Source organism: Kribbella sp. NBC_01505, assembly GCF_045040285.1.
Lineage (GTDB): Bacteria > Actinomycetota > Actinomycetes > Propionibacteriales > Kribbellaceae > Kribbella.
The window spans coordinates 4,008,913-4,034,973 of the sequence record NZ_CP109425.1 but is presented as its reverse complement, the minus strand read 5'-3'; the positions used below and the strand labels follow the sequence as shown (position 1 = coordinate 4,034,973).

The following is a 26,061-nucleotide window of genomic DNA, read 5'->3' as shown; positions in this document are numbered from 1 at the left end:
TGGCCGCGCACCCTACGTAGCGGCAACGAGGTGAACTGTGAGGAGGTTATGCACGGGTTCGAACCCGTAACGTGCCCAGATGCGCTGAATTCCGGTCTGGTGCGCTTGCGTGGAGACGACCAGACGGCGGGTGGTGGCCGCGTCCTCGATCGCCGAGAGCAGGTGCCCGTAGCGGCCGCGGCCCTGCTCGGCCGGTACGACGCCGGCCAGCTGGATCTCGGTCCAGGAGCGCTGCTCGTCGATCGCGGCCAGCGCGAGCACCCGCCGGTCCGGACCGCGCAGTACGACCGCTCCGGCCGCCCGGATCCGCCGCCGGGCCCACTCCTGCCGCCCGGCGAGCGCGACCGACCGGTCGAACATCGGGTTCGCGCAGTAGTGGTTTCCGGAGTCGCCGAAGATGTCCGCGACCACGTCATCGACCAGTACGTCGTCCGCCGCCGGCTCGAGTTTGGCCGCGAAACCGGCCAGTGGTGCCGGCCGGCGGCCCTTCCCGGCCGGGAGCGACCAGTACACGACGGTGTCGGCCAGCAGCGCGTTCCGCGGCCCGGCCGACAGTGCGGCGAACCACGTGGTCTCCCGCGCCGGATAGCGCAGTACGACGACGTCGGCCGTCGACCGCTCCACCGCAGCGAGCACCTCGGCGAGTGGCGTCCCGGCCGAAGCGGACACCGACATGCGGTCGATCGAGACACCGAACCGCTTCGCCGCGTCCACCGAAGGGCGGATGCTCAACTCACCGGACTCGAGTGCTTCGTACCAACTCATACTGATCCCACCGGCATGAGTTCGCAGCTTAGTAGATGCCTCCGGGTGCTGTCGGCCACCGACTCGGATAACCCTGTGTAAACCAAGCGTTTCACTCTAGGGTGAGCGCATGCGCGCACGGGCACGGCGGCGGGGGCCGCGTACGGCGGGGCCGTCCCTGACAGGACTGTTGGCCGGCGTTGCTGTCGGCATCCTCGCGATCGTGTTGCTGCTGCAGCACGCCACCGTCTTCGAGGTCGGTCGGTTCGTGCTGTTCAGCGCATTCGGGGTGGCGCTGCCCGGGTTCGCGCTGTGGCGGCTGGTCGGCAGCTACAGCCGCAATCTGGTCGAGGACCTGGCCGGTGGCTTCGCAGTCGGGACTGCGGGACAGATCGTGGTCTATCTGGCCGCCGCGTCGATCGGACTGCAGGCCTGGTCCTGGGTGTGGGGACCGGTCGTGCTGGTGCTGTCGTTCATCGACCGCGATGTCCGAGCGCGGGTCTGGCGACGGGTTGCCGAACCACTCCGGCCGTTGCAGGCGTGGCTGTTCGCACTGTCGACCACAGTCGTCGTGCTGATCGTCTACCGGCGCGGTCCGGGGCAGTTCCTGCCTGCTTACACCGATCCGCTCCGCTCGTACCCCGATCTGGCCTTCCAGCAGGCCGTGGCCGCCAGCGCGAAGTACGACGTACCGATTGCGACGCTGTGGCTCGGTGGTGAGCCGATGAAGTACCACTCCTTCTACCACCAGGCGACCGCTGCGACTGCGTGGGCGACCCGGATCGACCTGACCGACCTCATCCACTCACTGACCTGGTTACCGCTGTTCCTGGCCGGGTGCGGGCTGATCTTCGCGCTGGCCAGCCGGTTCGCGCCGACAGCCGAGACCGGGGCTACCTGGGCCGGGCCGCTCGCCGTACTGATCGCTGGGCTGGGCGGTGCGATGCAGCCGCTCGCAGAGACTGGTTTCGGCGGGGTTTCGACCGCGGTCGCGGCCTATCTGAGTCCGACGCAGAATCTGGGCGTCATGATCGCTATGGCGCTCTGCGTCGTGGCCGTCGACCTCCTGCGCAACCAACCGCCGCGGAGTCGGTGGGTGTTGCTGATCTTGCTCGCACTGGTGGCAGCGGGGTCGAAGTCGACCATTTTGCCGTTGCTGGGCTTGGGATTCGCATTCGCCTTCGTCCACGCCGGTATGGCGCGGAAGAGCAACCGGACTGCATTGCTGGGCGGCCTGCTGGCCTTCGTGGTGTTCATCGCCGCGTTGCTGACGATCTTCGGCGGGAGCACCTGGGGGACGGAGATCAAGCCGTTCAAGACCTTCATCCAGCTGTCGCCGTACTCGCTGTTCTCTGGTGGTCCGCACGCGCAGCTACTGAATGGACTGGCGACCCTGCTGAGCTGGGGGCTTGCGGTCTGCGGGCTGTGGTTTCTCGGCCGGAAGTGGCGAGACGTCGGTACGGCGTTCCTGATGGGCTTCGCGGTGGCAGGGCTGGCCGGCACGCTGCTGACTGCACAGTCCGGGATCAGCCAGCTCTACTTCCTCCGTACGGCGTTTCCAGCGATCGCAGTGCTCGCTTGTATCGGACTGGCCAACCTGGTCGGTCAGCTGGGTGATCGGCGTGGTGTAGCGCTGGTGGGTGCAGCTGGTGCACTGAGTCTGGCCGGTCTCGCAGTTGCACGGTCCAAGGCCGCTGGCCTGGCTGGTGTCAAAGGTCCGGCGCTCTGGATGCTGGCCGTGGTTCTGGTCGTCGGAGTGGTTGTCGGGCTTGGTTGGAAGGTGTTCCGACGGCCAGGGAACGTCGGAGTGGCCATGGTGGCCGCGGCGGTGGCGGCGTGCATGATCGGCGCGGTGCTCGTGCCACTCCAGGCGTTTGTGTCGGACAGCGCATCCAATCTCGTCTACGCGAAGGTCTCCCGCGGCGGAGCGACGGCGGCCGAGGCAGGCGCTGCGCAGTGGCTGCGGCGGAACACCCAACCGGGCGAACTGATCGCCACGAACGCGCACTGCATCATTCAGCGCGACAACGTCTGCGACAGCCGGCACTTCTGGCTCGCTGCGCTCTCCGAACGCCCGGTGCTGGTCGAGGGCTGGTCCTACTCGAACCAGGCGAACCGGATCGCGCTCGAGACCGACTCCAACCCGAGCCTGATCCCGTACTGGGACAGCGGGAAGCTGGCCACCAACGACACCGCGTTCAGGTCGCCGTCGGCCGACATCATCCAGCGGCTGCGCAACGCCGGGGTGCGCTACCTGTTCGCCGACCGTCGGGCCGGAATGGTGTCACCGAAGCTCGGCGACTTCGTCAGCATCCGGCACGCGACTCTCGATGTGACGATCTACGAGATCAAGTGAAGGAGTGCGTCCGCCACCCGGACGCGTCCCTGACCGTCGACCAGCCGCCATCCCGCAGCCGCTAGCCGGGCTCGCTCGGTCGCGTCGGTCAACAGCCGCTTGAGCACTGCGGCCGCGGCAGTCGGGTCTGCGCTGAGCTCTGAGAGCACTCCGACCCCAGCCGCGGTTCCGGTGCCGATCGCGCGCTCGTAGCCCATCACCTGGTTGTCCACCACACACACCAAACCTGCGGTCGCGCCAAGACACAGCAGCTCCCAGGTCGACGTACCAGACGCACTGATGGTCACATCCGCCTCGCGAACTGCAGCAGCCAACTGATCGGTCGGACCGATCACCTTCACGCGCTCTGAAACCGCAGCGACCTGTGCGGCCAGTTCCGGAGTCGGAGCTACTACAGTCGCTTCGAAAGGCACGCCCGTCGCGACCAGTGCTCGTGTGACGGCCGGTCCGGCGCCAAACGCATCCGTCCCACCAAAGAACGCAAACACCTTCGGTACGGCGGCCTCCCGCAGCGCAGGTGGTTCCGACGGCCGCAGCGCGCGGATCTCGTCCCGAATCAGCACGTAGTCGAGTCCAGCGAGCCGCACGGTCCCCGGCGGCAGCACCGGCCGGTCCAACTCGGCTGCAAGGTTCTGGTCGACCAGCACGTCCGCCTCAGCGCCCCGGAAGTCCCCGTCCACAATCGCGAACGTCGGCACCCCAGTCCCCCGCACCGCCGGGTAGACCGCCGCCGCCAGGTCATACGAGTCGAACACCACCGCGTCGTACCGGCTGAGCACCGCAGCGTTCTCCGCAGGCGTCCACACCACGGGCCGCACCGCAATCCCCCGAGCCGCGATCTGCGCCGCCGCCCACGGCACGCTGTCCGCATCACACACGAACTCGACACCCAACCCGCGCCCCAGCAACTCCTCAGCCAGCGCCAGACACCGCATCACATGCCCAACGCCCCGCCGAGGCCCCACATCACACCGCACCCCAACAACCCGTCTCACGCAGAGACCGTACCCAAGCGGATTGAGGGGGTCGCTAACTGGGCAGCTATTGTTTCGGAGCGGCAACCGCTACCGTCCGTCAGAAGGAGCCTGCTCGACGTGTCTATTCTTACCGGCTCCGACATTCTCGTCACCGGGGGCACCGGGTCCTTCGGCCGGGCTTTCGTGCAGCACGCGCTCGACCGGCTGAATCCGCGCCGGATCATCGTGTTCAGCCGCGACGAGCTGAAGCAGTGGGAGGTCCGCCAGCTGTTCGGCGACGACTCGCGGCTGCGGTTCTTCCTCGGTGACGTCCGCGACCGGGCCCGGCTGTTGCGGGCCATGCACCGGGTCGACTACGTGGTGCACGCGGCCGCGCTCAAGCAGGTCGACAGCGGCGAGTACAACCCGTGGGAGTTCGTCCAGACGAACGTGATCGGCTCCCAGAACGTGATCGAGGCCTCGATCGACTCCGGGGTCAAGCGGGTGGTCGCACTGTCGACCGACAAGGCCTCCAGCCCGATCAACCTGTACGGCGCGACCAAGCTCACCGCGGACAAGCTGTTCGTCAACGGCAACCACTACGCGGCGGCGTACGACACGCGGTTCGCGGTGGTGCGCTACGGCAACGTGATGGGCAGCCGCGGCTCGATCATCCCGAAGTTCCGGGCGCTGCATGCGGCCGGGCAGTCGCTGCCGATCACCGACCTGCGGTGCACGCGGTTCCTGATCACGCTGCCGCAGGCGGTCGAGTTCGTGGTCGACTCGTTCGAGCAGATGTCCGGCGGCGAGCTGTACGTGCCGCGGATCCCTTCGATGAAGGTGACGGACCTGGCCGAAGCGATCGCTCCGGGCGCGGCGATGCACGACATCGGGCTGCGGCCGGGCGAGAAGCTGCACGAGGAGATGATCAGCCCCGAGGAAGGCCGGCGAGTGCTCGCGGTCGGCAACCGGTACGTGCTGCAGCCCGACCTCGCGACCTGGGGCTACATCGCGCCGGAAGGCGGCGTACAGCTGGACGAGGGCTTCCACTACTCGTCGAACACCAACGACCAGTGGTACACGATCGAGGAGATCCAGAAGATCCTCGAGGTCGAAGGCTGAGGAGGCATTGATGCTCCCGTACGGTCGGCAGTCGATCTCTGCCGCGGACATCGCGGCGGTGACGGCTGTCCTGCAGGGGGACTGGCTCACGACCGGGCCGGCGGTGAGCGCTTTCGAGGCTGCGATCTCGGAGCTGGCCGGCGGGCACCGGGCAGTCAGCTGTACGTCGGGGACCGCGGCGCTGCACATCGCGTACGCCGCGCTGGGAGTCGGGCCGGGCGACGAGGTGGTGACGACGCCGATGACGTTCGTCGCGACCGCCTCCTGCGCGGCGGTCCTCGGCGCGAAGGTGGTCTTCGCGGACGTCGATCCGGACACCGCACTGATCGATCCGGCCGCCGTCGAGGCGGTGACGACCGACCGGACGAAGGTGATCGCAGCCGTCGACTACGCCGGTCAGGCCGCGGACTACGCAGCCCTGCAGACCGTGGCCGACCGGGTCGGCGCCCGGACGCTGGCCGACGCGGCGCACTCGATCGGTGGGAGCGCCGATGGGCGGCCGGTCGGAGATCTTGCTGACGTGACGACGATGTCGTTCTTCCCGACCAAGAATCTGACCACCGGCGAGGGTGGGGCGGTGGTCTGCAAGGACCCTGCGGTCGGTCAGCGGGCGCACGAGTTCCACTTCATCGGCCTCGTGCGGGATCCGGATCGGTTCGAGCTCACCGACGAGGGGCCCTGGCACCAAGAGGTCCACGAGTACGGCGTGAACTACCGCCTGACCGACCTCGGCGCGGCTCTCGGGCTCTCCCAACTGTCCAGGCTCGCCGCCTTCAAACAGCGCCGGGCCGAGATCACCGCCCGCTACAACGCGGCGTTCCAAGGCGTCGACGGCCTCCGTACGCCGGTGCAGCGGGCCGGCGTGGACCCAGCCTGGCACCTGTACCCGATCCGGGTCCTCGACGGGCGCAGACGCGAGATCTTCGAGCGGATGCGGGCCGCCGGCATCGGTGTCCAGGTGAACTACATCCCCGTCTACTGGCATCCTGTCTTCGCACGGCAGGGATACTCCCGCGGCCTGTGCCCGAACGCAGAGACCTTCTATGCCGAGGAGCTCTCCCTGCCGCTCTACCCGGACCTCACCGACAACGACGTCGACCGGGTGATCGAGACCCTCACAGGAGTGGTTAGCTAACGTGACTGAAGTGACCCGATCGAATCTGGTCGGTGGGGAGATGCTCAACTGGTCGGATCTCCATCCGGCCGACAGCCGTCCCGCGGCCAGTGGATCCGCTGCCACCACCCTCCTGACCGCAGCGCTGAAGCCCGGCGACACCGTACTGATGGCCGGCCCACACAGCCACAGCCTGTACGCCGATGTCGCGGCGCAGGCCGAGTCGATCGACATCCTGGTCCGGTCCGCGCCCGATGCCGAGGAGCTCGCCGAGACCCTCACCCACGCCAAGACCCAGGTGTACTGCGGTTCGCTGGACCGGTTCGAGTCCGACGAGACCTACGACCTGATCGTCGCGCTGGACGGGCTGGAACGCCTGGTCGGCCCGGACACCGCAGCACTGCCGTGGTCCGATGCCTTGAGCAAGCTCACCGCGCGCCTCACGCCCAACGGCCGGTTGTTGCTCGGCGCAACCAATAGCTTCAGTGTCAACCGGATGATCCAGCCGGACATCACCGCTGCGCTCCCCCGGGACGAGGACTGGGGTCGCACGGTCGGCGACAGCGCACCCGCCGGATTGAAGGCACTGCGGGCAGAGGTTCGAGGACAGGTCTTCGGGGTGTACCCGTCGTTGATCGAGGCCGAGGTGCTAGTCGGCGACAGCGAGCAACTGACTGCCGCGGCGGCCGCTCGGGTTGTTGCTGTGCGCAACAGTGGGCCGACGCTGATGGATCCGTACCGAGTGGTGATGGATGCAGCCGCCGCGGGCCTGCTCGTCGAGCTGGCGCCTGCCTGGTACGTGGTTGTTGGCGATGTGGAGCTACCCGACGAGACCCCGACCGGGGAGCTGGTGGAGGAGCGGCTGCTGAACGCACTGCGGGTCGACGACCAGCTCGCGTTGCGCCGGGAGGTCGTGGCCTATGTCGAGTGGGCGCGGACCACGTCAACGTCGGGCGCTCCGGACAACGTGATCGTGGCGGGAACGTCGTACCGGCTGTTCGGTGCGGAGAGCGGCGGGACGGTCGAAGAACACCTTGCGCGGTTCGTTCGGCGGGCATTGGAGAGCGGGGCTCGGCAGCCGTGGCCTGCTGGCGGCGACCCCGAGGTCCTGACGGCGCGTTTGGCCTCGATGGCAGGCATCACGCTCAGCCCTTCCACCAGCCCGGAGGTGATCAGGCCGCTGGGTAGTGCTGAGCAGCTCGCCACGGTCGCTCGGCTGGCGGACGAGCTGGCGCATGCGAGCGCACGGGCGATCCTGTTCCAGGGAACGATCAACGGGATCCGGAAGTCGGTTCCCTATCGGCTCGGGCACGCGATGCTCAATCCGGCGCGAGTGGTCCGACGCCGGTTGAAGCGCGTGCTGCGGAGGCGTTGATGCATCACGCCAACCACTTCTACGGGCATGCCGACGTGATGGCGTCGTACGCCGGACTCCGCCGCACGCCCAAGATCTGGGGCTACCTCCAGCACGGCTGGAACATCCTGGACGGCTTCGCGCACGGCACGAACTTCGCGGCCGGGATGCCGAAGTACGTCTGGACGGACAGCGTCCGGCGGCGCGGGCAGTCGATGGGTATCCGGAACTACTCGGTGATCGGCTCGGTCTGGCTCTACCTGCTCAAGACCCACCCGAAGCTCGCGACCCCGGCGAAGAATGCCGAGGGCACCCTTTTCTATCCGTTCCACGGCTGGGAAGGGCAGAACGTGCTCGGCGACCACGGCCGGATCGTTGCCTCGATCAACGAGCACGAGACGGGCCCGGTGACGGTCTGCCTGTACTGGAACGAGTACCAGCAGCCCGCCATCCGTCAGGTCTACGAGGCCGCCGGCTTCCGCGTCATCACCCACGGCTACCGCGGGCTGCATTGGCGCAAGATCGACCCCGACTTCCTGGTCAAGCAGCTCCGCGAGCTCCGCGGCCACACCCGGGTCGCCTCCAACCGGCTCAGCTCGGCCGTCCTGTACGGCGCCTCGATCGGACTCCAGCCCGGGGTGTACGGCGACCCGATGGTGCTGGAGAACGAGCACCCGTCGTTCGGCGGGCAGGCGCGGATCAAACGCCTCTGGCCCGAGCTCGACCAGCCCTACGTGCCGGCGGCGATCGCCAAGGAGTTCACCGACACGGAGCTGGGCGTCGACCACGTCGTCTGTCCCGAGGAGATCCGGGAGCTGTTCCGATGGAACGACTGAACATCGGCATCGTCACCCAGGTCCGGGTGACGAGCTCGCGACTACCGGCCAAGGTGCTGCTCACCGCGGGCGGGCAGTCCTTCCTCGAGCACCACCTGAACCGGCTCCAGCAGACCGGTCTCCCGGTGATCGTCGCGACCACCACGAACTACCACGACGACGTGATCCTCGAGGTGGCCAAGCACGCGGGCGTCCCGGTCTTCCGGGGCTCGGAGGACGACGTACTGAGCCGGTTCGCCGGAGCCGCCCGGGAGCACAGGCTGGACGGCCTGGTCCGGGTCACGTCGGACTGCCCGCTGATCGACCCGGCGATCATCTCCGCCGCCGTCGACCGCTGGCGGTCCGAGAAGGACCTCGACCTCTATCTCTCGAATTGCCTAGAGCGCACCTACCCCCGCGGGATGGACTACGAGGTCTTCTCCGCGAAACGCCTGTACGACGCGGAGGCCCGCGCGACTCTGCAGGCCGACCGGGAGCACGTCACGCCGTATCTGCACCAGAACCGGTCCGGCGAGATGCGCCTGCTGAACCTGCCCTGGGCCGGCGGCGGAGCGTCGTACCGGCTCTGTCTGGACACCCCGGACGACTGGAAGTTGCTCGACGCCCTCTTCGAGGAACACGGCGCGACCGGGCTGAACTGTGCCGAACTGGTCGAGATTCTGGACACACATCCCGAGCTGGCCGCGCTCAACGCACACATCGAGCAGAAGAAGCTCGGCGAGTAACAACCCGCAAGCCTGTGGCTACGGCATGATTTACCGTGATGAGCACCGATGATCCAGCACCCGACCTCAGCGACAGGGCCCGCGCCGCGTCGTTCGGGGCCGTCGCGGCCGCGTACGACGCGGGCCGGCCGACCTTTCCGGTCGACGCGCTGACCTGGATCCTCGGTCCGGGGCGCGGGCTGCAGGTGCTCGACCTGGGCGCCGGGACCGGGAAGCTGGCCGCGGTCGCCGCCTCCCTCGGGCACGACGTGGTCGCGGTCGACCCGTCCGAGGAGATGCTGTCCATCTGCCGGACACGGCCCGGGATCGACACCATGGTCGGGGCGGCCGAGTCCATCCCGCTCGCGCACGGCTCGGTGGACGCGGTCATCGTCGGGCAGGCGTTCCACTGGTTCGACCATGCCCGCGCGCTCCCCGAGATCGCCCGGATCCTGCGACCGAACGGCGTACTGGGTCTGCTCTGGAACAACTACGACACGGTCGTTCCGTGGGTCCGCCGGGTGCACCGCGCGATCATGGGCGAGGACTACGGCGGCGGCGACAGTTTCGACCCGATGACGATCCTGCTCCAGTCGGACATGTTCGCCGCGATCGAGACGGCCAAGTTCAAGCACTGGCAGGACCTCGACCGCGGCGGTCTGCGCAAGCTGGCGCTGTCGCACAGCCGGGTTGCGGTGCTGACCGAATCGCGCCGCGAAGCGGTACTTGAGCAGGTCGACTCCGTTTACGACACCTCGGCCCGGCCGCCCGAGCCGTTGCGGATGCCGTACATCACCGGGTGCTACCGCGCTCGCCCCAGCGACCTCGCGAACTACCGGCGTACCCTCGACGCGCCCGTGGCGCCGCACCTCTAGGGGTGTCGCGGAAACATTTTGATTGCGGACACGCCCTATAAGTCACAAACCACCTACTTAGGGCTAACGTGCACGCATGGACGAGGATGTCGTGCGCGAGCGGGATGCCCGCGCCTACGAGGCCGTGCACGACGCGGCCGACTTCACCGAGCTGAAGCGCCGGTACAAGAACTTCGTGGTGCCGTGGACGATCGCCTTCATGGCGTGGTATCTGGCCTACGTGGCCTGTAACAACTGGGCTCGTGACTTCATGAAGCTCCAGGTGATCGGCCACGTCAACGTCGCGCTGGTCTTCGGTCTGCTGCAGTTCGTGTCGACCTTCGTGATCGCCGCGATCTACGGCCGGTTCGCGAACCGCAAGCTCGATCCCCTGGCCGCCGGCCTGAACGCCAAGTACAAGAGGGAGCGCCGCCGGTGAGTCCCATTCTTGCAATGACACCGCCCCTGCTGATCCCGCCGAGCCTGATTCCTTTGGCGGACGGCGACCCCGGTAACCGGGTGCTGACCATCTCGCTGTTCTCGGCGGTCGTTGCCGTGACGCTGTACATCACCTGGTGGGCGTCCCGGCAGAACAAGACGGCGGCCGACTACTACGCCGGCGGCCGCAACTTCAGCGGCGCCCAGAACGGCCTGGCCGTCGCCGGCGACTACATGTCGGCGGCATCCTTCCTCGGCATCTCCGGCCAGATCGCCCTCTACGGGTACGACGGCTTCCTGTACTCGATCGGATTCCTGGTCGCCTGGCTGGTGGCGCTGCTGCTGGTCGCGGAACTGCTGCGGAACTCCGGCCGGTTCACGATGGCCGACCAGCTGGCCTTCCGGATGAAGCAGAAGCCGGTCCGGACGGCGGCCGCGTCGTCGACGATCGTGGTGTCGATCTTCTACCTGCTGGCCCAGATGGTCGGCGCCGGTTCGCTGGTCACGCTGCTGCTCGGGGTGAAGAGCGAGGGCGTCAAGGCCGCGGTCATCATCCTGGTCGGCGCGCTGATGATCGTCTACGTGACGATCGGCGGCATGAAGGGCACCACCTGGGTGCAGATCGTGAAGGCCGTCCTGCTGATGATCGGCACGGTCCTGATCACCTTCCTGGTACTGCTGAAGTTCCACTTCAACATCTCCGACCTGCTCGGCGCGGCCGCGGCCAAGTCCGGGAAGGGCGAGGCGTTCCTGCAGCCGGGGCTGCTCTACGGCAAGGACCTCGTCGGCCAGATCGACTTCCTGTCGCTCGGCCTCGCCCTGGTCCTCGGTACGGCGGGTCTGCCGCACATCCTGATCCGCTTCTACACGGTGCCGGACTCGCGGTCCGCGCGGCGCTCGGTGCAGTGGGCGATCGGCCTGATCGGCGCCTTCTACCTGATGACGCTGGCCCTCGGTTTCGGCGCGGCGGCCCTGCTGAACACGGCCAAGGGTTCTCCCGTCGAGGCTTCCAAGGGCAACATCGCCTCGCCGAGACTGGCCGAGGCGGTCGGCGGTGGCGCCGGATCGGTCGGCGGTTCGATCCTGCTGGCGCTGATCGCGGCGGTCGCGTTCGCCACCATCCTCGCGGTGGTCGCGGGCCTGACGCTCACCTCGGCGTCGTCGTTCGCGCATGACCTGTACGCCAATGTCATCGCGAAGACGAAGCCCTCGGAGAAGAGCGAGCTGCGCGTGGCCCGGTTCGCGGCGATCGGCATCGGTGCGGTCGCGATCGCGCTGGCGATCCCGGCGCAGAAGCTGAACATCGCGTTCCTGGTCGCCCTGGCCTTCGCGGTGGCCGCCTCGGCGAACCTGCCGTCACTGCTGTTCAACCTGTTCTGGAAGCGGTTCAACACCTCCGGCGCGGTCTGGAGCATCTACGGCGGCCTGATCTCCGCGGTCGTGCTCGTGGTCTGCTCGCCGGTCGTGTCGGGCAAGCCGACGTCGATGATCACCGGCGCCGACTTCGCCTGGTTCCCGCTCTCGAACCCGGGCATCGTCTCGATCCCGCTCGGCTTCCTGTTCGGCGTCCTCGGCACGTACCTCGGCAAGGACCGGTCGTCCGAGCAGCGGTACGCCGAGCTCACCGTGCGCGCGCTCACCGGCGCCGGTGCGGAGACCGCCAGCAAGCACTGACACACACCCTCGAAGGGCCGGTCCGCGATCGCGGACCGGTCCTTTTCTTTTGATGAGCAGAGCGGTTTTTCTCGAACCGTTGACGCTTTCGTAGCGCTGCCGTAACAATGAGCCAGCGCCGCGCAAGAAATTGGCAAGCCAACGAAAGTTTCTAACTCTGCGTGGCACCCACCTGCGATCTCCACCGCCCATCAGGAGAGGCCATGCGAATCCGTCACTGGCGGCTACCCGTCGCCCTGCTCGCCGCGAGCCTGGCGTTGTCGGCCGGCCCGCTCATTCACTCCACCTCGGCCAGTACGGCGAGCGCCGCCGTACTGGCCGGTCCGAACCTCGCCGCCGGCAAGGCTTCGTCGGCCAGCACCGTCAACCAGAGCTACGTCGCGTCGAACGTGACCGACGGCAACCAGAACACCTACTGGGAGAGCGCCAACAACGCCTTCCCGCAGTGGGTCCAGGTCGACCTCGGCGCGTCGATCGCCACCAACCAGGTCGTGCTCAAGCTCCCGACCTCCGGCTGGGGCGCCCGCAACGAGACCATCGCGGTCCAGGGCAGTACCGACGGCCAGAACTTCAACGACCTGTCCGCGGCCGCCTCGCGCGCCTTCAACCCGCCGACCAACACGGTCACCGTCGACTACGGCAACGCGACCGTGCGGTACATCCGGATCCAGGTCACCGCGAACACCGGCTGGCCGGCCGGACAGCTGTCCGAACTCGAGGTCTACGGCCCGGCGACCGGTGACACCCAGGCTCCCACCGCCCCGGGGAGCCTGTCCTTCACCGAGCCCGGGGCCGGCCAGATCCGGCTCGCCTGGAGCGCGTCCACCGACAACGTCGGCGTGACCGGGTACGACGTCTACGCGAACGGCCAGCTCCGCACCAGCGTGGCCGGCAACGTCCTGACCTACTCGGACACCCAGCCGACCAGCTCGACGATCGCCTACTTCGTCCGGGCGAAAGATGCCGCAGGCAACCAGTCGCCGAACAGCAACACGGTGACCCGCAACGGCAGCCAGGGACCGGGCAGCGACCTGGCCGCGGGCAAGCCGATCAGCGCCTCCGGCTCGGTCTTCACCTTCGTCGCGACGAACGCGAACGACGGCAACGTGACGACGTACTGGGAGGGCAACGCCAACCCGGCGACGCTGACCACCGAGCTCGGTGCGAACGCCGACCTCAGCTCGATCGTGATCCGGCTCAACCCGGACTCGGCCTGGGGCGCGCGGACGCAGACCTTCTCGGTCCTCGGCCGCGAGCAGAGCTCGACGACGTTCAGCACGATCGCCGCGAGCGCGTCGTACAACTTCAACCCGTCGTCGGGGAACCTGGTGACCATCCCGGTCAGTGCCCGGGTGGCCGACGTCCGGCTGAACTTCACCGCGAACACCGGCGCTCCGGCCGGCCAGGTCGCCGAGTTCCAGGTGATGGGCGTTCCGGCGCCGAACCCGGACCTGACCCTGTCGAACGTGACGTGGACGCCGACCTCGCCGGTCGAGACCGACACGATCACGGTCCGCGCGACCGTCGGCAACACCGGCTCGGCGGCCTCCCCGGCGACCGACGTGAACTTCTACCTCGGCACCACCAAGGTCGGTACGGCGGCGGTCGGAGCGATCGCGGCCGGCGGCTCGACCACAGTCAGCGCCTCGATCGGTGCGCGGGACGCGGGCAGCTATGCGTTGAGCGCGAAGGTCGACGAGGCCAACACGGTCATCGAGCAGAACGACGCGAACAACTCGGCCGCGGCCGCGAGCGCGCTCGTGGTGACTCCGGTCGCCAGCTCGGACCTGATCGCCTCGGCGGTCAACTGGACGCCGAACAACCCGTCGGCGGGGAACCCGGTCGCGTTCTCGGTCGTGCTGAAGAACCAGGGCAGCATCGCCTCGGCCTCGGGAGCACACGGGATCACGCTGACCGTCCTGAACGGCAGCTCGACCGTCGCCACCCTCACGGGTTCGTACAGCGGTTCACTGGCGGCCGGCGCCTCCACCTCGGCCATTGCCCTGGGCAACTGGACGGCCGCGAACGGCCGGTACACCGTGCGCGTCGTACTGGCGGATGACGCGAACGAACTGCCGGTCAAGCGCACCAACAACACCAGCGAGCGGCCGTTCTTCGTGGGTCGCGGCGCGAACATGCCGTACGACCACCTGGAGGCCGAAGACGCCTCGGTCGGCGGCGGCGCGACGGTGATCGGCCCGAACCGGACCATCGGCGACCTCGCCGGTGAGGCCTCCGGCCGGCGCGCGGTCACGCTGAACGCGAACGGCTCGTACGTCGAGTTCACCACCCGGGCGTCGACGAACACCCTCGTCACCCGGTTCTCCATCCCGGACTCGGCCGGTGGTGGCGGGATCAGCTCCACCATCAACGTCTACGTGAACGGCACCTTCCACAAGGCGTTGCCGCTCACCTCGAAGTACTCCTGGCTGTACGGCGCGGAGGCCGGCCCGAGCAACTCGCCGGGCGCGGGACCGGCGCGGCACATCTACGACGAGGCGAGCATCATGCTCGACTCGACCGTCCCGGCCGGTGCCAAGATCCGGCTCCAGAAGGACCCTGCCAACAGCACGACGTACTCGATCGACTTCGTCGACACCGAGCAGGTCGCGCCGATCCCCAACCCTGGTGCGGGTTTCGTGACGCCGGCCGGGTTCAGCCAGCAGGACGTCCAGGCCGCACTCGACCGGGTGCGTCAGGACACCACCCTGCAGGGCGTCTACCTGCCGGCCGGTGAGTACCCGACCTCGTCGAAGTTCAACGTGTACGGCAAGGCGACCAAGGTGGTCGGGGCCGGACCGTGGTTCACCAAGTTCGTGTCGCCGCCGACGCAGGCCAACACCGACGTGGGCTTCGACTCCCAGTCGTCGGCGAACGGATCGACGTTCAGCGGCTTCTCGTACTTCGGCAACTACGACACCCGCAACGACGGTCCGGGCAAGGTGTTCAACTTCAACGGCACCGCGAACATGACCATCGACAACATCTGGGCCGAACACCAGATGTGCCTCTACTGGGGTGCCAACACCGACACCTCGACGATCAAGAACTCGCGGATCCGGAACTCGTTCGCCGACGGCATCAACATGACCAACGGCTCGGCCGGCAACACCGTCAGCAACAACGACGCCCGGTCCACCGGTGACGACAGTTTCGCCCTCTTCAACGCCATCGACGGTGGCGGCGGCGAGGTCCGGGACAACGTCTTCGAGAACCTGTCCGCGACCCTCACCTGGCGGGCCGCCGGCTTCGCCGTCTACGGCGGGACGAACAACATCTTCCGCAACCTGTACGCCGCGGACATGCTGACGTACCCCGGTGTCACGATCAGCTCGCTCGACTTCGGCATCCCGATGAACGGCTTCGGCGCCACCCCGCCGACGCAGTTCCAGAACGTGTCGATCGTCCGCTCCGGCGGGCACTTCTGGGGCAACCAGTCGTTCCCGGCGCTGTGGATCTTCTCGGCCTCCAAGGTCTACCAGGGGATCCGGGTGAGCGACCTGGACATCGTCGATCCGACGTACAGCGGGATCATGTTCCAGACCAACTACGTCGGCAGTCAGCCCCAGTTCCCGGTCGCCGACACGATCTTCACCAACACGACGATCTCCGGAGCACGTAAGTCTGGCGACGCCTTCGACGCCAAGTCCGGCTTCGGTCTCTGGGCCAACGAGCTGCCCGAGCCCGGCCAGGGCCCGGCCGTCGGCAGCGTCACCTTCAACGGGTTGACGTTGTCCAACAACGCGGTCGACATCCGCAACACCACTTCGACCTTCACCATCAACCGCAACTGATCTCCGGCTTGCGAGGGAGCCGTCGGCGTACGCGTCGGCGGCTCCTGCCGGATGTCAGCTGTTCTGCATGAGCAGGGTGTGGGCGGTCGGGGTGAGGGAGTGCAGCGAGGTGCCCTGGGAACGGCGGGTGGTGATGAGTGCGGCGGCCCGGAGGATGCGGGTGTGCTCGGAGGTGGAGGCCAGCGAGATATGGATCCGGCGGGCCAGTTGGGTGGTGCTCGCGGGAGTGACGAGCGAGCGCAGTACGGCGGCTCTGGTCCGGCCGAGGAGCGCGGCGAGAGTGTCGGCGTCGGGGTCATGCGGTTCGGTGTCGAGGCCGTCGGCGCAGGGGTAGACCAGGACCGGTTGGCGGCGCGGGTCGTCGTCGATGATGCACTCGGCGGTCAGCGGTGACGGGTAGAGCAGGAGACCTCGACCGCGGAGGTGGACGTCCAGGCTCTTGTTGGCGCGCACGGTCAAAGTCGGAGCAGACCACTTGACGTCGGTGTGCAGGTCGGTGAGCAGGGTTTCGATCCCACCGTGCATCAGGGTGTGCGCCCGCTGAGCGATATCAGCGGCGTACCGGCGGGAGATCTCGTCGGACGACTGCGCGAGGACGTTCTGATGGAAGTCCATCACGGCCGTGCCGAGGGCCTGGCGGGCGGCGGCATCACCGGAACGCAGGCTGTGCAGGAACGGGTCGGTATCGCGGGGGAAGCGCTCGTCGAGCTCGTCGCGGAAGACCTCTGTGGGAGTGTCCGAGAGCAGTTCGACCGCGGATTTCACCCCGGACGCGACGACCGTCGGGGTCAGGAAGTCGGGGAAACTGCCGGCTGGGATGATCAGCTTGAGCAGTGGTCTCATCGAGGGCGACACCAGCGGGGCCGCCACCTGCCGCCATCGGCGGGCGACCGGCGAGAGCGACTCGCCTGTCACGGAGGCGCTGAGCGCCCGGGCCGCCAGCGCGGCCTCCCACAACGGCGCCGGTTCCGCCGGGAAAACCACCCGCCCGAGATCTGCCGCGCTGAAGTGAATCCGGATCATTCCAGAAGTCTGCGCCTTCCCCGGGTTCACCCACGAGACCTTCACCCCTGCCCGAATCTCCCCTTCGGCCCCACCCGAATTCGTCTACTCCACCCAACCCGCCGTACCGCCCCCACTCCAACAGGCAACCCCCGCCCCAACAGGCAACCCCCGCATCTCCCCGCCAACCCCCCAACCCAAGGGACGCCCGCCCAAGTGGGGGGTTGCCCACTCGAAACCCCAGGGGGCAACCCCCCATCCCAACAGGCAACCCCCACATCCCCCCGCCAACTCCCCAACCCAAGGGACGCCCACCCAAATAGGGGGTTGCCCACTCGAAACGCCAGGGGGCAACCCCCCAAGCGTGGCGATATCCCCTGAGATGGGGGGTTCGCCGGTGGGGCGGGGGCGGGGCGGGGCGGGGCGGGGGCGGGCTAGAGGTCGCGGGCGATGCGGTCGAGGAGTTCGCCGGCTTGGAGGACCAGGGCGCGCTCTTCGGGGTCGAGGCGGTGCAGGAGCTTGCTGAGCTCGTCGGCTGCCTGGCGGCCGGAGTCGGCGACGGTGGTGGCGCCGGTCTCGGTCAGTACGACGGCGGTGGCGCGGCCGTCGACGGGGTCCGGCTCGCGGCGGACCAGGCCGGCCTCTTCCAGGGCCGCGACCGTGGTGGTGGCGGTGGGCTGGGAGCACGGAACGCGGGTGGCGATCTCGCCGATCCGGATCGGTTGCTCGTCGGCGATCAGCATCAGGGCGAGGAACTGGGTCGGGTGCAGGACGGCACTTCGGCTGCGGCGCAGGTACCGGACGATCCGGTGCATGCTCACCAGCAGTTGCAGGGTCTCCTGCTCCAACGCGATCACCTCCGACGAGAAGCTCGATCCTGGCACATCGAACGACGTTCGCCTACGGCCCAGTGGTGAACGTCATAACCGCGTCGCGACCACCCCGAGCGCGAACGCCAGCCCGGCCAGCCCGAGCATCGTGGTGGCGAGGACGATCAACCGCCGTTGCAGAACAGGCACCTCGGCCGCCGTCGCGAACACCCGGGCCGGCCAGTGCTTCCAGGACACGTACCAGAAGATCCCAGTTGCCCCCAGCAACAGCGCCCCCTTCACCGCATGGATCCACCAGCGCCCGCCACCCAGCACCAGCAACCCCACGCCACTCAGCGCGATCACCACGATCAACCCGACCACCTTCCACCGGTTGCCCGAGGCAATCACCGTCGTCAGCGCCTCCCGCCCCGCCGCGTCCGGACCGAAGTACCGCTTGAGCTTGGGCTGAACGACGAACAGCGAATACGCCATCCCGCCCACCCAGGCAGCAGCCAGCCCGGCATGAATGATGGCGAGAATCGCAGTCGGCACAACACGACCCTAGGGCCCCTCAGGTGCATCCCGTCAAGCCTCTCGACATCCGCAACCAGGGGACGCCCTTATGATTGGATAACTACTTATCCGATCATAAAGTGGTGAACCAGAGGTCATCGTGACCCTGATGGCCGAAGCGACCCTCACCGCCATCTCGAACGGCCGCCTCCTGGTGCGAGATCTCAACGGCGCCCGGGAACGTTGGTCCGAGCAGATCGCGGCCCGTCGGGATGCTGTCATCTGGCGGATCATGGACCTACTGCTCCGGCAACCTGTCGTCGACGCCGCTCTGGTCGAGCGAGAGCTGGACATCAGCCCGGCGAACGCCACCCGCGCCCTGCTGCAACTTGCCTCGGCAGGAGTGACCAAAGAGTTCAGCGACAAGAAGCGCAACCGGTTGTGGCAGGCACCGGAGGTTCTGTCGGCCCTGGACGAATTCGCCGCTCGAGCGGGTCGTCGAGGCTGAGCTCGCGACACGCAATCCGAACCCTGCTTGAACAAACACAGCAGACCCCGTACGCCGGCCTGCGGCGTACGGGGTCTGTTCTGGCAGCGCTACTCAGTCCTCGTCGGACTTGCCGGAGTCGAGGTTGGTCTTGATCAGGTCCATCACCGACGAGTCGGCGAGGGTGGTGACGTCGCCGACCTCGCGGTTCTCGGCGACGTCGCGGAGAAGCCGGCGCATGATCTTGCCGGAGCGGGTCTTGGGGAGCTCGGCCACAACCATGATCTGGCGGGGCTTGGCGATCGGGCCGATCTCCTTGGCGACGTGGTTGCGGAGCTCCTGGACGACGTCGGGTCCGCCGTCGCCGGCTTCGGAGCGCAGGATCACGAAGGCGGCGATGGCCTGGCCGGTGGTCGGGTCGGAGGCGCCGACGACCGCGGCTTCGGCGACCTTCGGGTGCGAGACCAGGGCGGATTCGATCTCGGTCGTGGACAGGCGGTGGCCGGACACGTTCATCACGTCGTCGACCCGGCCGAGCAGCCAGATGTCGCCGTCCTCGTCCTTCTTCGCGCCGTCACCGGCGAAGTAGACGCCCGGCCAGCGCGACCAGTAGGTCTCCTTGAAGCGCTCGTCGTCGCCCCACAGGGTGCGCAGCATCGCCGGCCACGGCTTGTCGATGATCAGGTAACCACCGGATCCGTTCGGCACCGACTTGCCGGCGTCGTCGACCACGTCGACGCTGACGCCCGGGATCGCCTTCATCGCGGCACCCGGCTTGCCGGCGGTGACGCCGGGCAGCGGGGAGATCATGTGCATACCGGTCTCGGTCTGCCACCAGGTGTCGACGACCGGGGTCTTGTTGCCGCCGATGTTCTCCCGGTACCAGATGTAGGCCTCGGGGTTGATCGGCTCGCCGACGGACCCGAGCACGCGCAGGGACGAGAGGTCGAACTTCTCCGGGATCTCCTTGCCCCACTTCATGAACGTGCGGATCGCGGTCGGAGCGCAGTACAGGATCGAGACCTTGTACTTCTGCACGATCTCCCACCAGCGGCCCTGGTGCGGGGTGTCCGGGGTGCCTTCGTACAGGACCGAGGTGGTCGCGTTCGCGAGGGCGCCGTACACGATGTAGCTGTGGCCGGTGACCCAGCCGATGTCGGCCGCGGTCCAGTAGACGTCGGTCTCCGGCTTGAGGTCGAAGACGCCCCACTGCGTGTACGACGTACCGACCAGGTAGCCGCCGGTCGTGTGCAGGATGCCCTTCGGCTTGCCGGTGCTGCCGGACGTGTACATCACGTACAGCGGGTGCTCGGCGTCGAAGGCCTCCGGCGTGTGCTCGGTCGACTGCTTCGCGACGAAGTCCTCCCACCACAGGTCCCGGCCGTCGACCATGGCGGTCTCCTGGCCGGTCCGGTTCACCACGAGCACGTTGCGGACATCCGGGCAGTCCACCAGCGCGGCGTCGACCGCGGGCTTCAGCGCCGCCGGGGCGCCGCGACGGTAGCCGCCGTCGGAGGTGATCACGACGCGCGCGTCGCAGTCGAGTATCCGGTCCTTCAGCGCCTCGGAGGAGAAGCCGCCGAAGATGACCGTGTGCGGGGCGCCGATCCGGGCGCAGGCGAGCATCGCCACGACCGTCTCGGGAATCATCGGCATGTAGATCGCGACGATGTCGCCGGCCTGGACGTTCAGCTCGACCAGCGCGTTGGCGGCCTTGCTGACCTCGTCCTTGAGCTGGGCGTAGGTGATCTCGCGGGTGTCACCGGGCTCACCCTCGAAGTAGTAGGCGACCTTGTCGCCGAGCCCGTTCTCGACATGCCGGTCGACACAGTTGTACGCCGCGTTCAGCTTGCCGTCGGCGTACCACTTGGCGAACGGCGCGTTGCTCCAGTCCAGCGTCTCGGTCGGCTCGACGGCCCACGTGATCCGCTTGGCCTGCTCGGCCCAGAACCCCTCGAAGTCGGCGTCGGCCCGCTCGTACGCGTCCGCCTTCAGGTTCGCGTTCGCCGCGAGCTCGGCCGGCGGCTCGAACCGACGTTCCTCGTGCATCAGGTTCGACAGGGCTTCGGACTGCGGTGAATCTTCGTTCGGCACGTCGACGACTCCTCCTCGTGGCTTCGGCGCGTCGCAGCGCCCGACCCCTTTCTACCAAGGCAAACCCGCGCGCGGAACCTTGGTATCGCCCAGCAGTACGCATGCTGCGCCGAACAGAACCCCCGCCGGGCCAGGCGGTCGAAAGGCCAGTACGCCGGGTGGTCTGGCCGCGAGGTCAGCCGCAGGTCAGGCTTCGCGGGCGTCCAGGAGCTCGTCCCAGTGGTCGGAGGTCCAGTCGCAGAGGATGTAGAGCTGCTTGAGCAGGCCGTGGCCGAGGTCGGTGAGCTCGTAGGTAACTCGGCGTGGTTGTTCGGTACGCCGGACGAAGCCGTCGCGCTCGAGGGCGCGCAGCGACTGGGTGAGCACCTTCGGGGTGACGCGGGCCAGCGGGACGCGGAGCTCGGAGAACCGGCGCGGGCCGTCCTCGAGGCAGCGGATCACCGCGGCCGACCACTTGTCGGGGCCGATCCGGAACGGGAGCAGGGTCGAGGGACAGATCTCCTCGAACATGTCCGCCCGCAACGCCTCCATGCCATTCACAGTATCCAATCGGGAACCAGGGCTCTTTCTACAGTCGCCGGCATGAGCAGAATCATGGTGATCGGCGCCCGTGGGCGCGCAGGTAAAGCAGCCGTCTCCGAGGCGGTACGGCGAGGTCATGAGGTGACCGCCGTGGCGCGTTCTGGCGGCGATGGGCTGGTCAGTGGTGATGTGACGGATGCTGCGCGGATCGCCGAGCTGGCGGCCGGGCAGGACGCGGTGATCGCTTCGGTGTACGACAGCGGGCCGACGTTCTTCCCGGAGGCCGCGGCGGCACTGGTCGAGGGATTGGGCGACTCGCGCTTGGTGTGGGTCGGGTTGGCGTCCATCTTGCCGACCGCGGACGGGACGCTGGTGATGGACACCGACGGCTATCCGAACGAGTACCGGTCGTTCTATCTGGCGCATCAGGCCGCGCTCGAGGTGTTCCGGGGATCTGCACTCGACTGGGTTTCGGTTGCGCCGACCGGCGACTTCAACCACGCGGCGCCGGCCCGAACCGGCAGCTACCGCGTCGCGCCCGGCTCCGCCAGTGAGCTGATCTCGTACGCCGATCTCGCGATCGCGCTCGTGGACGAGGTAGACCGCCCGCGGCACCATCGCGAGGCGATCGGGGTCGTCGCGGGGCAAGTGGTCTAGTTCGGATGCTCGCCGCTGCCCCCGATCGGCGGTAGGTTCGCGCGCATGACCGGGGCTTCGGAGTACCTGCAGCAGGCGTTGGTGATCGCACAGCGCGCGGCCGAAACCCAGGCCGGCGCGATCCAGGTGGCGGCCACTCTGGTGGTGGAGGCGATGAACACCGGCCACCGCTTCTGGGTCTTCGGCACCGGCCACAGCCACCTCATCGCCGAAGAACTCTACGGCCGGGCCGGCGGACTCGCCGACGTCCGGGCCGTCCTCGAGCCCGGCCTCATGCTGCACGAGGGCCTGACCAAGAGCTCGCTGCTCGAACGGCTCCCCGGGCTGGCCGACGTGCTGCTGCAGATCAACGACATCGAGGCGGGCGACGTCGTACTGATCGCGTCCAACTCCGGGCGGAACGCCGTACCGGTCGAGTTCGCGCTGGGCGTCCGGGCCCGGGGCGCCCACGTCATCGCCCTCACCTCCCTGGCCCACAGCAACTCGGTCACCTCCCGAGCCCCCGGCGGCCAGCGCCTCTTCGAAGCCGCCGACGTAGTCATCGACAACTGCGGGACCCCCGGCGACGCCCTGATCACAGTCACCACCACCCCCGAAAAGACCGGCGCCACCTCAACCATGGTCGGCGCCATGCTCGCCCAGGCCCTCACAGTAGAAATAGTCAGCCGCCTCGAAAAGCCCAACGTCCTCCACAGCCTGAACGCATAATCTTCCCCCCGCGTGCTCCGCGGGGCGTGGCTAAGGACACGTAGAGGTCAGGCGACGCCACACCCCGCACGCCTGCGAGCGGCGCCCGGACTGTCTGTCGAGGCACTAGTACGTGTTCTTCCCGACGCAGAGCGCGCGCCTCGTTAGAGTCCCCGCGTGACTAGATCTCCCTGGCACCTGGTGCGCGAGTTCCACGAAGCATTCGACCTGGAGCGTCCCAACCGGCCGACCCCGCCGACCAGCGAACTGGCTGAGATCCGCCAGCGCATCCTCGACGAAGAGGTCCGAGAAGTCGCCGAGGCGCAACAGGACGGCCGCATCGCCGAGATCGCCCACGAACTGGCCGACGTCGTCTATGCCGCTTACGGAACGGCCATCAGCTATGGGATCGACCTTGATGCGGTGCTCCGAGAGATCCACCAGGCGAACATGACAAAGCTCGGGTCCGACGGTCGACCGGTGCTGAGAAATGGGAAAGTGCAGAAGGGCGACCGCTACCAACCTCCAGATGTCGCCGGAGTTCTGGCTCGCCAAACAATCGGCCCTGGAGCCTAGACCTGCACGGTCGGACCGCGGCCGTACTCCGAATATTGCGGGAATCCTCGCCGCAGTGATTCCTCGGCCCGCGCAAGCCTCCGCACCATCGACGGCAACAGGCGATCGCTCGCCTCATCGAGTGTGAGGAAGTGATGGCGGCGGGCCTCTGACGCCTCAAGGACGATGCTGTCAGCCTGCTCGGAACTCATCACTCCACCATCAAAGATGAACATCACGCCGTCAAACCAGGGACCTCTGGCGGGAATCCAGTCCACCACCAAGACATCTCGGATATCAAGGTCGATGCCGATCTCCTCCCGTATCTCTCGTCGGCAGGCATCCAGGGGAGATTCGTCTAACTCGGCAACGCCCCCGGGAATCTCAAGCGTCGGCTTGTAGACCGTCTCAAGGAACAGGAGTCGACCGATGGAATCTCGAATGAGCGCTCCACCGGCGGTGGTCTTGCGCGGAAGCCTGCCCGCGATCCCAGGGTTGAACTCCTTCTCCGGCTCCCCGTCGGCAGCCAGATCTTCCTCGCGAATCACCTGCGTCACTGATATGAGCTTTCTGGATTGAGGCCACTCTGTTCAAACAGGAGTAGCAATGAACGGCCGAAAGCTTGGAAGCCAATCGGTTGATGTGCTCGTGAGCACGATGTGAATCGACGCTGCCTCGTAGCGCACGTCGCGGGCGGTCAATGGAGGCCGGCTCGACCAGGTCAAGGCCGCGGTCAACTCCCGGCATCGGCATTATTTTGCCGATACCGGCACAATAGTGCCGATTACATTAAGTGATCGGATCGGCGCCGATGAGGCGTCACACAGTCGGCCATCACCATGATTCGGCTACGGCCCCGCGCCGACCCCGGGATCGAGTCTTTAGGTGGCTCGGTAGGCGACTGTTATGTCGTAGCGGTCGGAGCGGTAGGTGCTGCGGCCGAATTCGATGACTTCGCCGGAGGCGGTGCGGGGGGCCGAGGTGATGATGAGGCAGGGGGTGGTGGGGGCGATCTCCAGGAGCTCGGCGTCGTCGCCTTCGGGTGGGGCGGCGACGATGGAGGCGGAGACCATGCCGAGGGCTACGCCGAAGCGCTCGGCGAGGACGCCGTACAGGGAGTTCTGGGCGAGGTCGACCTCGTCCAGGCCGGGGTAGCGGCGGAGGGACAGGGCCGTGCGCTCGATCGCCATCGGCTCGCCGTCGGCGGTGCGGAGGCGGACGAGGTGCAGGACCGGGGTGCCGAGGGGCTCTTCGAGCTCGCGGGCGAGTACGTCGTCGGCCGCGCCGACTCGGTGTTCCAGGACTCGGGCGCCGGGGGTGATGCCGCGGTTGACCATGTCCTGGCTGAACGACGAGGCGAGCATCCGGGAGGGGCGCGGCTCGGCGACGAAGGTGCCACCGCCGGGGCGGCGGGCGGCCAGGCCTTCGGCGACCACGCGGTCGACCTCTTGGCGCACCGTCATCCGCGCCACGCCGAAGCGCTCGGCGAGGACGCGCTCCGAGGGGAGCACTGTCCCGACCGTCAGCGAGCGGGTGAGGTTCTCCAGGATCTCGCGGATCTGGTCACCCTTGGGCCGGTCGGGCCGCAGCTCCGTGGGGAGGTCGGCGAGGTCGCCGGGGTTGTTCCGTGGGCGGGCCATGAGCTCAGTATCCCTGGAATTCTGGCCGGCAAACCGGTTGCCGGGGGCGCTGACCGCGAACGTCGTGCCGATCGATCGGGTGCTTGCTGGACGACCGCGACGGGCGTTGTCGCGACGGACCATGTCAGCCCGACTGTAACCGCTGCCACCGACTCACGGCCAGTGACGAGTCAGGGTAGTTTTAACGTTATGCGTCGCGCACAGTTCGTGAACGAAAGTGGATCGAACGGCGAGTGGAAGCGTCAGGGGAACCGGTTCACCGACCGGATCAGCCGGGCTTCCGACTCGTCCCCCGGCGAGGGGCCGGACGGCGAAGGCCGCTGGCCGGTCGAGCCCGGGCGGTACCGGCTGGTCGTCAGCCTGGCCTGCCCCTGGGCACACCGGTCGGTGATCGTCCGGCGGCTGCTCGGGCTCGAGGATGCGATCGGCCTGGCCGTCGTCGACCCGGTCCGGGACGAGAAGGGCTGGCGGTTCACCCTCGACCCCGACGACCGGGACCCGGTCCTCGGCATCCAGTACCTGTCCGAGGCCTACCTGCGCACAGACCCGTCGTACGACGGTCGCGTCACCGTGCCCGCGATTATCGACACCGTGACCGGGCTGGTCGTCACCAACGACTACCCGCAGATCACGCTGGACCTGTCGACCGAGTGGACCGACCACCACCGCTCGGACGCGCCGCAGCTGATCCCGGCGGACCGCGCCGAGATGGACCAGCTGATCGACGAGATCTACCGGGATGTGAACAACGGCGTCTACCGCTGCGGGTTCGCGACCGAGCAGGAGGCCTACGAGGCGGCGTACGACGCTCTGTTCACCAGACTCGACGTACTCGAGGAGCGGCTGCAGGGCCGTGACTACCTGCTCGGGGACACGCTGCGGGAGGTCGACGTCAGGCTGTTCACCACGCTGGTGCGCTTCGACGCGGTTTACCACGGTCACTTCAAGTGCAACCGCAACAAGCTGACCGAGTTCCCCAACCTCTGGGCCTACGCGCGCCGGCTCTACCAGCAGCCCGGCTTCGGTGAAACGGTCGACTTCGACCAGATCAAGCGGCACTACTACGTGACGCACACCACCATCAACCCGACCGGAATCGTGCCGAAAGGACCCGATCCGCAGGTCTGGAGCCAAGTAGACTGACTA

General features: G+C 67.7%; 24 protein-coding genes. 15 read left to right on the top strand and 9 right to left on the bottom strand.

Going from position 1 to position 26,061, the window contains the following annotated elements; all coding sequences use genetic code 11:
* Window positions 1-12: 12 nt before the first annotated feature.
* Window positions 13-765, bottom strand: coding sequence for an N-acetyltransferase (locus OG474_RS19165; RefSeq protein WP_405063694.1), 753 nt, complete (start codon window positions 763-765; stop codon window positions 13-15).
* A 109-nt stretch (window positions 766-874) separates the two neighbouring features.
* Between OG474_RS19165 and OG474_RS19160 the strand changes: the two genes are divergently transcribed.
* Window positions 875-3,100, top strand: a complete 2,226-nt coding sequence (locus OG474_RS19160) for a hypothetical protein (RefSeq protein ID WP_405063693.1) — start codon at window positions 875-877, stop codon at window positions 3,098-3,100.
* Here OG474_RS19160 and OG474_RS19155 read toward each other — a convergent pair.
* Window positions 3,085-4,095, bottom strand: a complete 1,011-nt coding sequence (locus OG474_RS19155; protein ID WP_405063692.1) for a PseG/SpsG family protein — start codon at window positions 4,093-4,095, stop codon at window positions 3,085-3,087. The two genes, OG474_RS19160 and OG474_RS19155, sit on opposite strands and share 16 nt — an antisense overlap.
* A 99-nt stretch (window positions 4,096-4,194) precedes the next feature.
* Here OG474_RS19155 and pseB point away from each other — a divergent pair, with 99 nt between their 5' ends.
* From pseB to OG474_RS19110, 9 genes are all read left to right on the top strand, one after another.
* Window positions 4,195-5,178, top strand: coding sequence for a UDP-N-acetylglucosamine 4,6-dehydratase (inverting) (pseB, locus tag OG474_RS19150; RefSeq protein ID WP_405063691.1), 984 nt, complete (start codon window positions 4,195-4,197; stop codon window positions 5,176-5,178).
* Between the two features lie 10 nt (window positions 5,179-5,188).
* A complete protein-coding gene (locus tag OG474_RS19145; RefSeq protein ID WP_405063690.1) occupies window positions 5,189-6,313 on the top strand; it encodes a DegT/DnrJ/EryC1/StrS family aminotransferase in 1,125 nt (374 codons plus the stop codon).
* 10 nt (window positions 6,314-6,323) lie between these two features.
* Window positions 6,324-7,667 (top strand): hypothetical protein, encoded by a 1,344-nt coding sequence (locus OG474_RS19140; RefSeq protein ID WP_405063689.1) that lies wholly within the window; start codon window positions 6,324-6,326, stop codon window positions 7,665-7,667.
* The gene (locus tag OG474_RS19135; protein WP_405063688.1) at window positions 7,667-8,482 is read left to right on the top strand and encodes a hypothetical protein; all 816 of its coding nucleotides are present in this window, start codon (window positions 7,667-7,669) and stop codon (window positions 8,480-8,482) included. The genes OG474_RS19140 and OG474_RS19135 overlap by 1 nt, the downstream gene beginning before the upstream one ends.
* Complete coding sequence (locus tag OG474_RS19130) at window positions 8,470-9,207, top strand: cytidylyltransferase domain-containing protein (RefSeq protein ID WP_405063687.1); 738 nt, start codon at window positions 8,470-8,472, stop codon at window positions 9,205-9,207. The genes OG474_RS19135 and OG474_RS19130 overlap by 13 nt, the downstream gene beginning before the upstream one ends.
* Before the next feature lie 38 nt (window positions 9,208-9,245).
* Window positions 9,246-10,061 (top strand): class I SAM-dependent methyltransferase, encoded by an 816-nt coding sequence (locus OG474_RS19125; protein WP_405063686.1) that lies wholly within the window; start codon window positions 9,246-9,248, stop codon window positions 10,059-10,061.
* 76 nt (window positions 10,062-10,137) lie between these two features.
* On the top strand, window positions 10,138-10,479 hold the full coding sequence (locus OG474_RS19120; protein ID WP_405063685.1) for a DUF485 domain-containing protein: 342 nt from the start codon (window positions 10,138-10,140) through the stop codon (window positions 10,477-10,479).
* 14 nt (window positions 10,480-10,493) lie between these two features.
* Window positions 10,494-12,152, top strand: a complete 1,659-nt coding sequence (locus tag OG474_RS19115; RefSeq protein WP_405063684.1) for a cation acetate symporter — start codon at window positions 10,494-10,496, stop codon at window positions 12,150-12,152.
* 203 nt (window positions 12,153-12,355) lie between these two features.
* Window positions 12,356-15,946 (top strand): discoidin domain-containing protein, encoded by a 3,591-nt coding sequence (locus tag OG474_RS19110; RefSeq protein ID WP_405063683.1) that lies wholly within the window; start codon window positions 12,356-12,358, stop codon window positions 15,944-15,946.
* 54 nt (window positions 15,947-16,000) lie between these two features.
* Here OG474_RS19110 and OG474_RS19105 read toward each other — a convergent pair whose 3' ends face one another.
* The 3 genes from OG474_RS19105 to OG474_RS19095 form a co-directional block, all read right to left on the bottom strand.
* On the bottom strand, window positions 16,001-16,969 hold the full coding sequence (locus OG474_RS19105) for an ArsR/SmtB family transcription factor (RefSeq protein ID WP_405063682.1): 969 nt from the start codon (window positions 16,967-16,969) through the stop codon (window positions 16,001-16,003).
* Window positions 16,970-17,382: 413 nt separating this feature from the next.
* A complete protein-coding gene (locus OG474_RS19100) occupies window positions 17,383-17,832 on the bottom strand; it encodes a MarR family winged helix-turn-helix transcriptional regulator (protein WP_405063681.1) in 450 nt (149 codons plus the stop codon).
* A 36-nt stretch (window positions 17,833-17,868) separates the two neighbouring features.
* Window positions 17,869-18,312: a hypothetical protein gene (locus OG474_RS19095; protein ID WP_405063680.1), complete on the bottom strand. Its 444-nt coding sequence runs from the start codon at window positions 18,310-18,312 to the stop codon at window positions 17,869-17,871.
* A 130-nt stretch (window positions 18,313-18,442) separates the two neighbouring features.
* Between OG474_RS19095 and OG474_RS19090 the strand changes: the two genes are divergently transcribed.
* Window positions 18,443-18,781: a helix-turn-helix domain-containing protein gene (locus OG474_RS19090; protein WP_405063679.1), complete on the top strand. Its 339-nt coding sequence runs from the start codon at window positions 18,443-18,445 to the stop codon at window positions 18,779-18,781.
* Between the two features lie 93 nt (window positions 18,782-18,874).
* Here OG474_RS19090 and acs read toward each other — a convergent pair whose 3' ends face one another.
* Both acs and OG474_RS19080 read right to left on the bottom strand, forming a co-directional pair.
* Window positions 18,875-20,809: an acetate--CoA ligase gene (acs, locus tag OG474_RS19085; RefSeq protein WP_405064592.1), complete on the bottom strand. Its 1,935-nt coding sequence runs from the start codon at window positions 20,807-20,809 to the stop codon at window positions 18,875-18,877.
* Window positions 20,810-21,040: 231 nt separating this feature from the next.
* Window positions 21,041-21,385 carry a winged helix-turn-helix transcriptional regulator gene (locus tag OG474_RS19080; RefSeq protein ID WP_405063678.1) on the bottom strand — a complete coding sequence of 115 codons (345 nt, stop codon included), beginning with the start codon at window positions 21,383-21,385 and terminating at the stop codon, window positions 21,041-21,043.
* A gap of 51 nt (window positions 21,386-21,436) precedes the next feature.
* Between OG474_RS19080 and OG474_RS19075 the strand changes: the two genes are divergently transcribed.
* The 3 genes from OG474_RS19075 to OG474_RS19065 all read left to right on the top strand — a co-directional run bounded on the left by OG474_RS19075 (window position 21,437) and on the right by OG474_RS19065 (window position 23,296).
* Window positions 21,437-22,033 carry an NAD(P)-dependent oxidoreductase gene (locus OG474_RS19075; protein WP_405063677.1) on the top strand — a complete coding sequence of 199 codons (597 nt, stop codon included), beginning with the start codon at window positions 21,437-21,439 and terminating at the stop codon, window positions 22,031-22,033.
* 45 nt (window positions 22,034-22,078) lie between these two features.
* A complete protein-coding gene (locus OG474_RS19070; RefSeq protein ID WP_405063676.1) occupies window positions 22,079-22,741 on the top strand; it encodes a sugar isomerase domain-containing protein in 663 nt (220 codons plus the stop codon).
* A 180-nt stretch (window positions 22,742-22,921) separates the two neighbouring features.
* Window positions 22,922-23,296: a MazG nucleotide pyrophosphohydrolase domain-containing protein gene (locus OG474_RS19065; protein WP_405063675.1), complete on the top strand. Its 375-nt coding sequence runs from the start codon at window positions 22,922-22,924 to the stop codon at window positions 23,294-23,296.
* Here OG474_RS19065 and OG474_RS19060 read toward each other — a convergent pair.
* On the bottom strand, window positions 23,293-23,832 hold the full coding sequence (locus OG474_RS19060; RefSeq protein ID WP_405063674.1) for an NUDIX domain-containing protein: 540 nt from the start codon (window positions 23,830-23,832) through the stop codon (window positions 23,293-23,295). The genes OG474_RS19065 and OG474_RS19060 overlap by 4 nt on opposite strands.
* Window positions 23,833-24,156: 324 nt before the next feature.
* Window positions 24,157-24,915: a GntR family transcriptional regulator gene (locus tag OG474_RS19055; RefSeq protein WP_405063673.1), complete on the bottom strand. Its 759-nt coding sequence runs from the start codon at window positions 24,913-24,915 to the stop codon at window positions 24,157-24,159.
* A 189-nt stretch (window positions 24,916-25,104) separates the two neighbouring features.
* On the opposite strand from OG474_RS19055, the gene OG474_RS19050 reads away from it, so the two are divergent.
* Window positions 25,105-26,058, top strand: a complete 954-nt coding sequence (locus tag OG474_RS19050) for a glutathione S-transferase family protein (RefSeq protein ID WP_405063672.1) — start codon at window positions 25,105-25,107, stop codon at window positions 26,056-26,058.
* The last annotated feature ends 3 nt before the right edge of the window (window positions 26,059-26,061 follow it).

Coding starts and splice junctions, on each gene's coding strand:
- OG474_RS19130 (WP_405063687.1), top strand. CDS start 8,470: ATGGAACGACTGAACATCGGCATCGTCACCCAGGTCCGGGTGACGAGC.
- OG474_RS19115 (WP_405063684.1), top strand. CDS start 10,494: ATGACACCGCCCCTGCTGATCCCGCCGAGCCTGATTCCTTTGGCGGAC.
- OG474_RS19165 (WP_405063694.1), bottom strand. CDS start 765: ATGAGTTGGTACGAAGCACTCGAGTCCGGTGAGTTGAGCATCCGCCCT.
- OG474_RS19055 (WP_405063673.1), bottom strand. CDS start 24,915: ATGGCCCGCCCACGGAACAACCCCGGCGACCTCGCCGACCTCCCCACG.
- OG474_RS19120 (WP_405063685.1), top strand. CDS start 10,138: ATGGACGAGGATGTCGTGCGCGAGCGGGATGCCCGCGCCTACGAGGCC.
- OG474_RS19075 (WP_405063677.1), top strand. CDS start 21,437: ATGAGCAGAATCATGGTGATCGGCGCCCGTGGGCGCGCAGGTAAAGCA.
- OG474_RS19090 (WP_405063679.1), top strand. CDS start 18,443: ATGGCCGAAGCGACCCTCACCGCCATCTCGAACGGCCGCCTCCTGGTG.
- OG474_RS19080 (WP_405063678.1), bottom strand. CDS start 21,385: ATGGAGGCGTTGCGGGCGGACATGTTCGAGGAGATCTGTCCCTCGACC.
- OG474_RS19105 (WP_405063682.1), bottom strand. CDS start 16,969: ATGATCCGGATTCACTTCAGCGCGGCAGATCTCGGGCGGGTGGTTTTC.
- OG474_RS19145 (WP_405063690.1), top strand. CDS start 5,189: ATGCTCCCGTACGGTCGGCAGTCGATCTCTGCCGCGGACATCGCGGCG.
- OG474_RS19135 (WP_405063688.1), top strand. CDS start 7,667: ATGCATCACGCCAACCACTTCTACGGGCATGCCGACGTGATGGCGTCG.
- OG474_RS19050 (WP_405063672.1), top strand. CDS start 25,105: ATGCGTCGCGCACAGTTCGTGAACGAAAGTGGATCGAACGGCGAGTGG.
- OG474_RS19125 (WP_405063686.1), top strand. CDS start 9,246: ATGAGCACCGATGATCCAGCACCCGACCTCAGCGACAGGGCCCGCGCC.
- OG474_RS19160 (WP_405063693.1), top strand. CDS start 875: ATGCGCGCACGGGCACGGCGGCGGGGGCCGCGTACGGCGGGGCCGTCC.
- acs (WP_405064592.1), bottom strand. CDS start 20,809: ATGCACGAGGAACGTCGGTTCGAGCCGCCGGCCGAGCTCGCGGCGAAC.
- OG474_RS19110 (WP_405063683.1), top strand. CDS start 12,356: ATGCGAATCCGTCACTGGCGGCTACCCGTCGCCCTGCTCGCCGCGAGC.
- OG474_RS19070 (WP_405063676.1), top strand. CDS start 22,079: ATGACCGGGGCTTCGGAGTACCTGCAGCAGGCGTTGGTGATCGCACAG.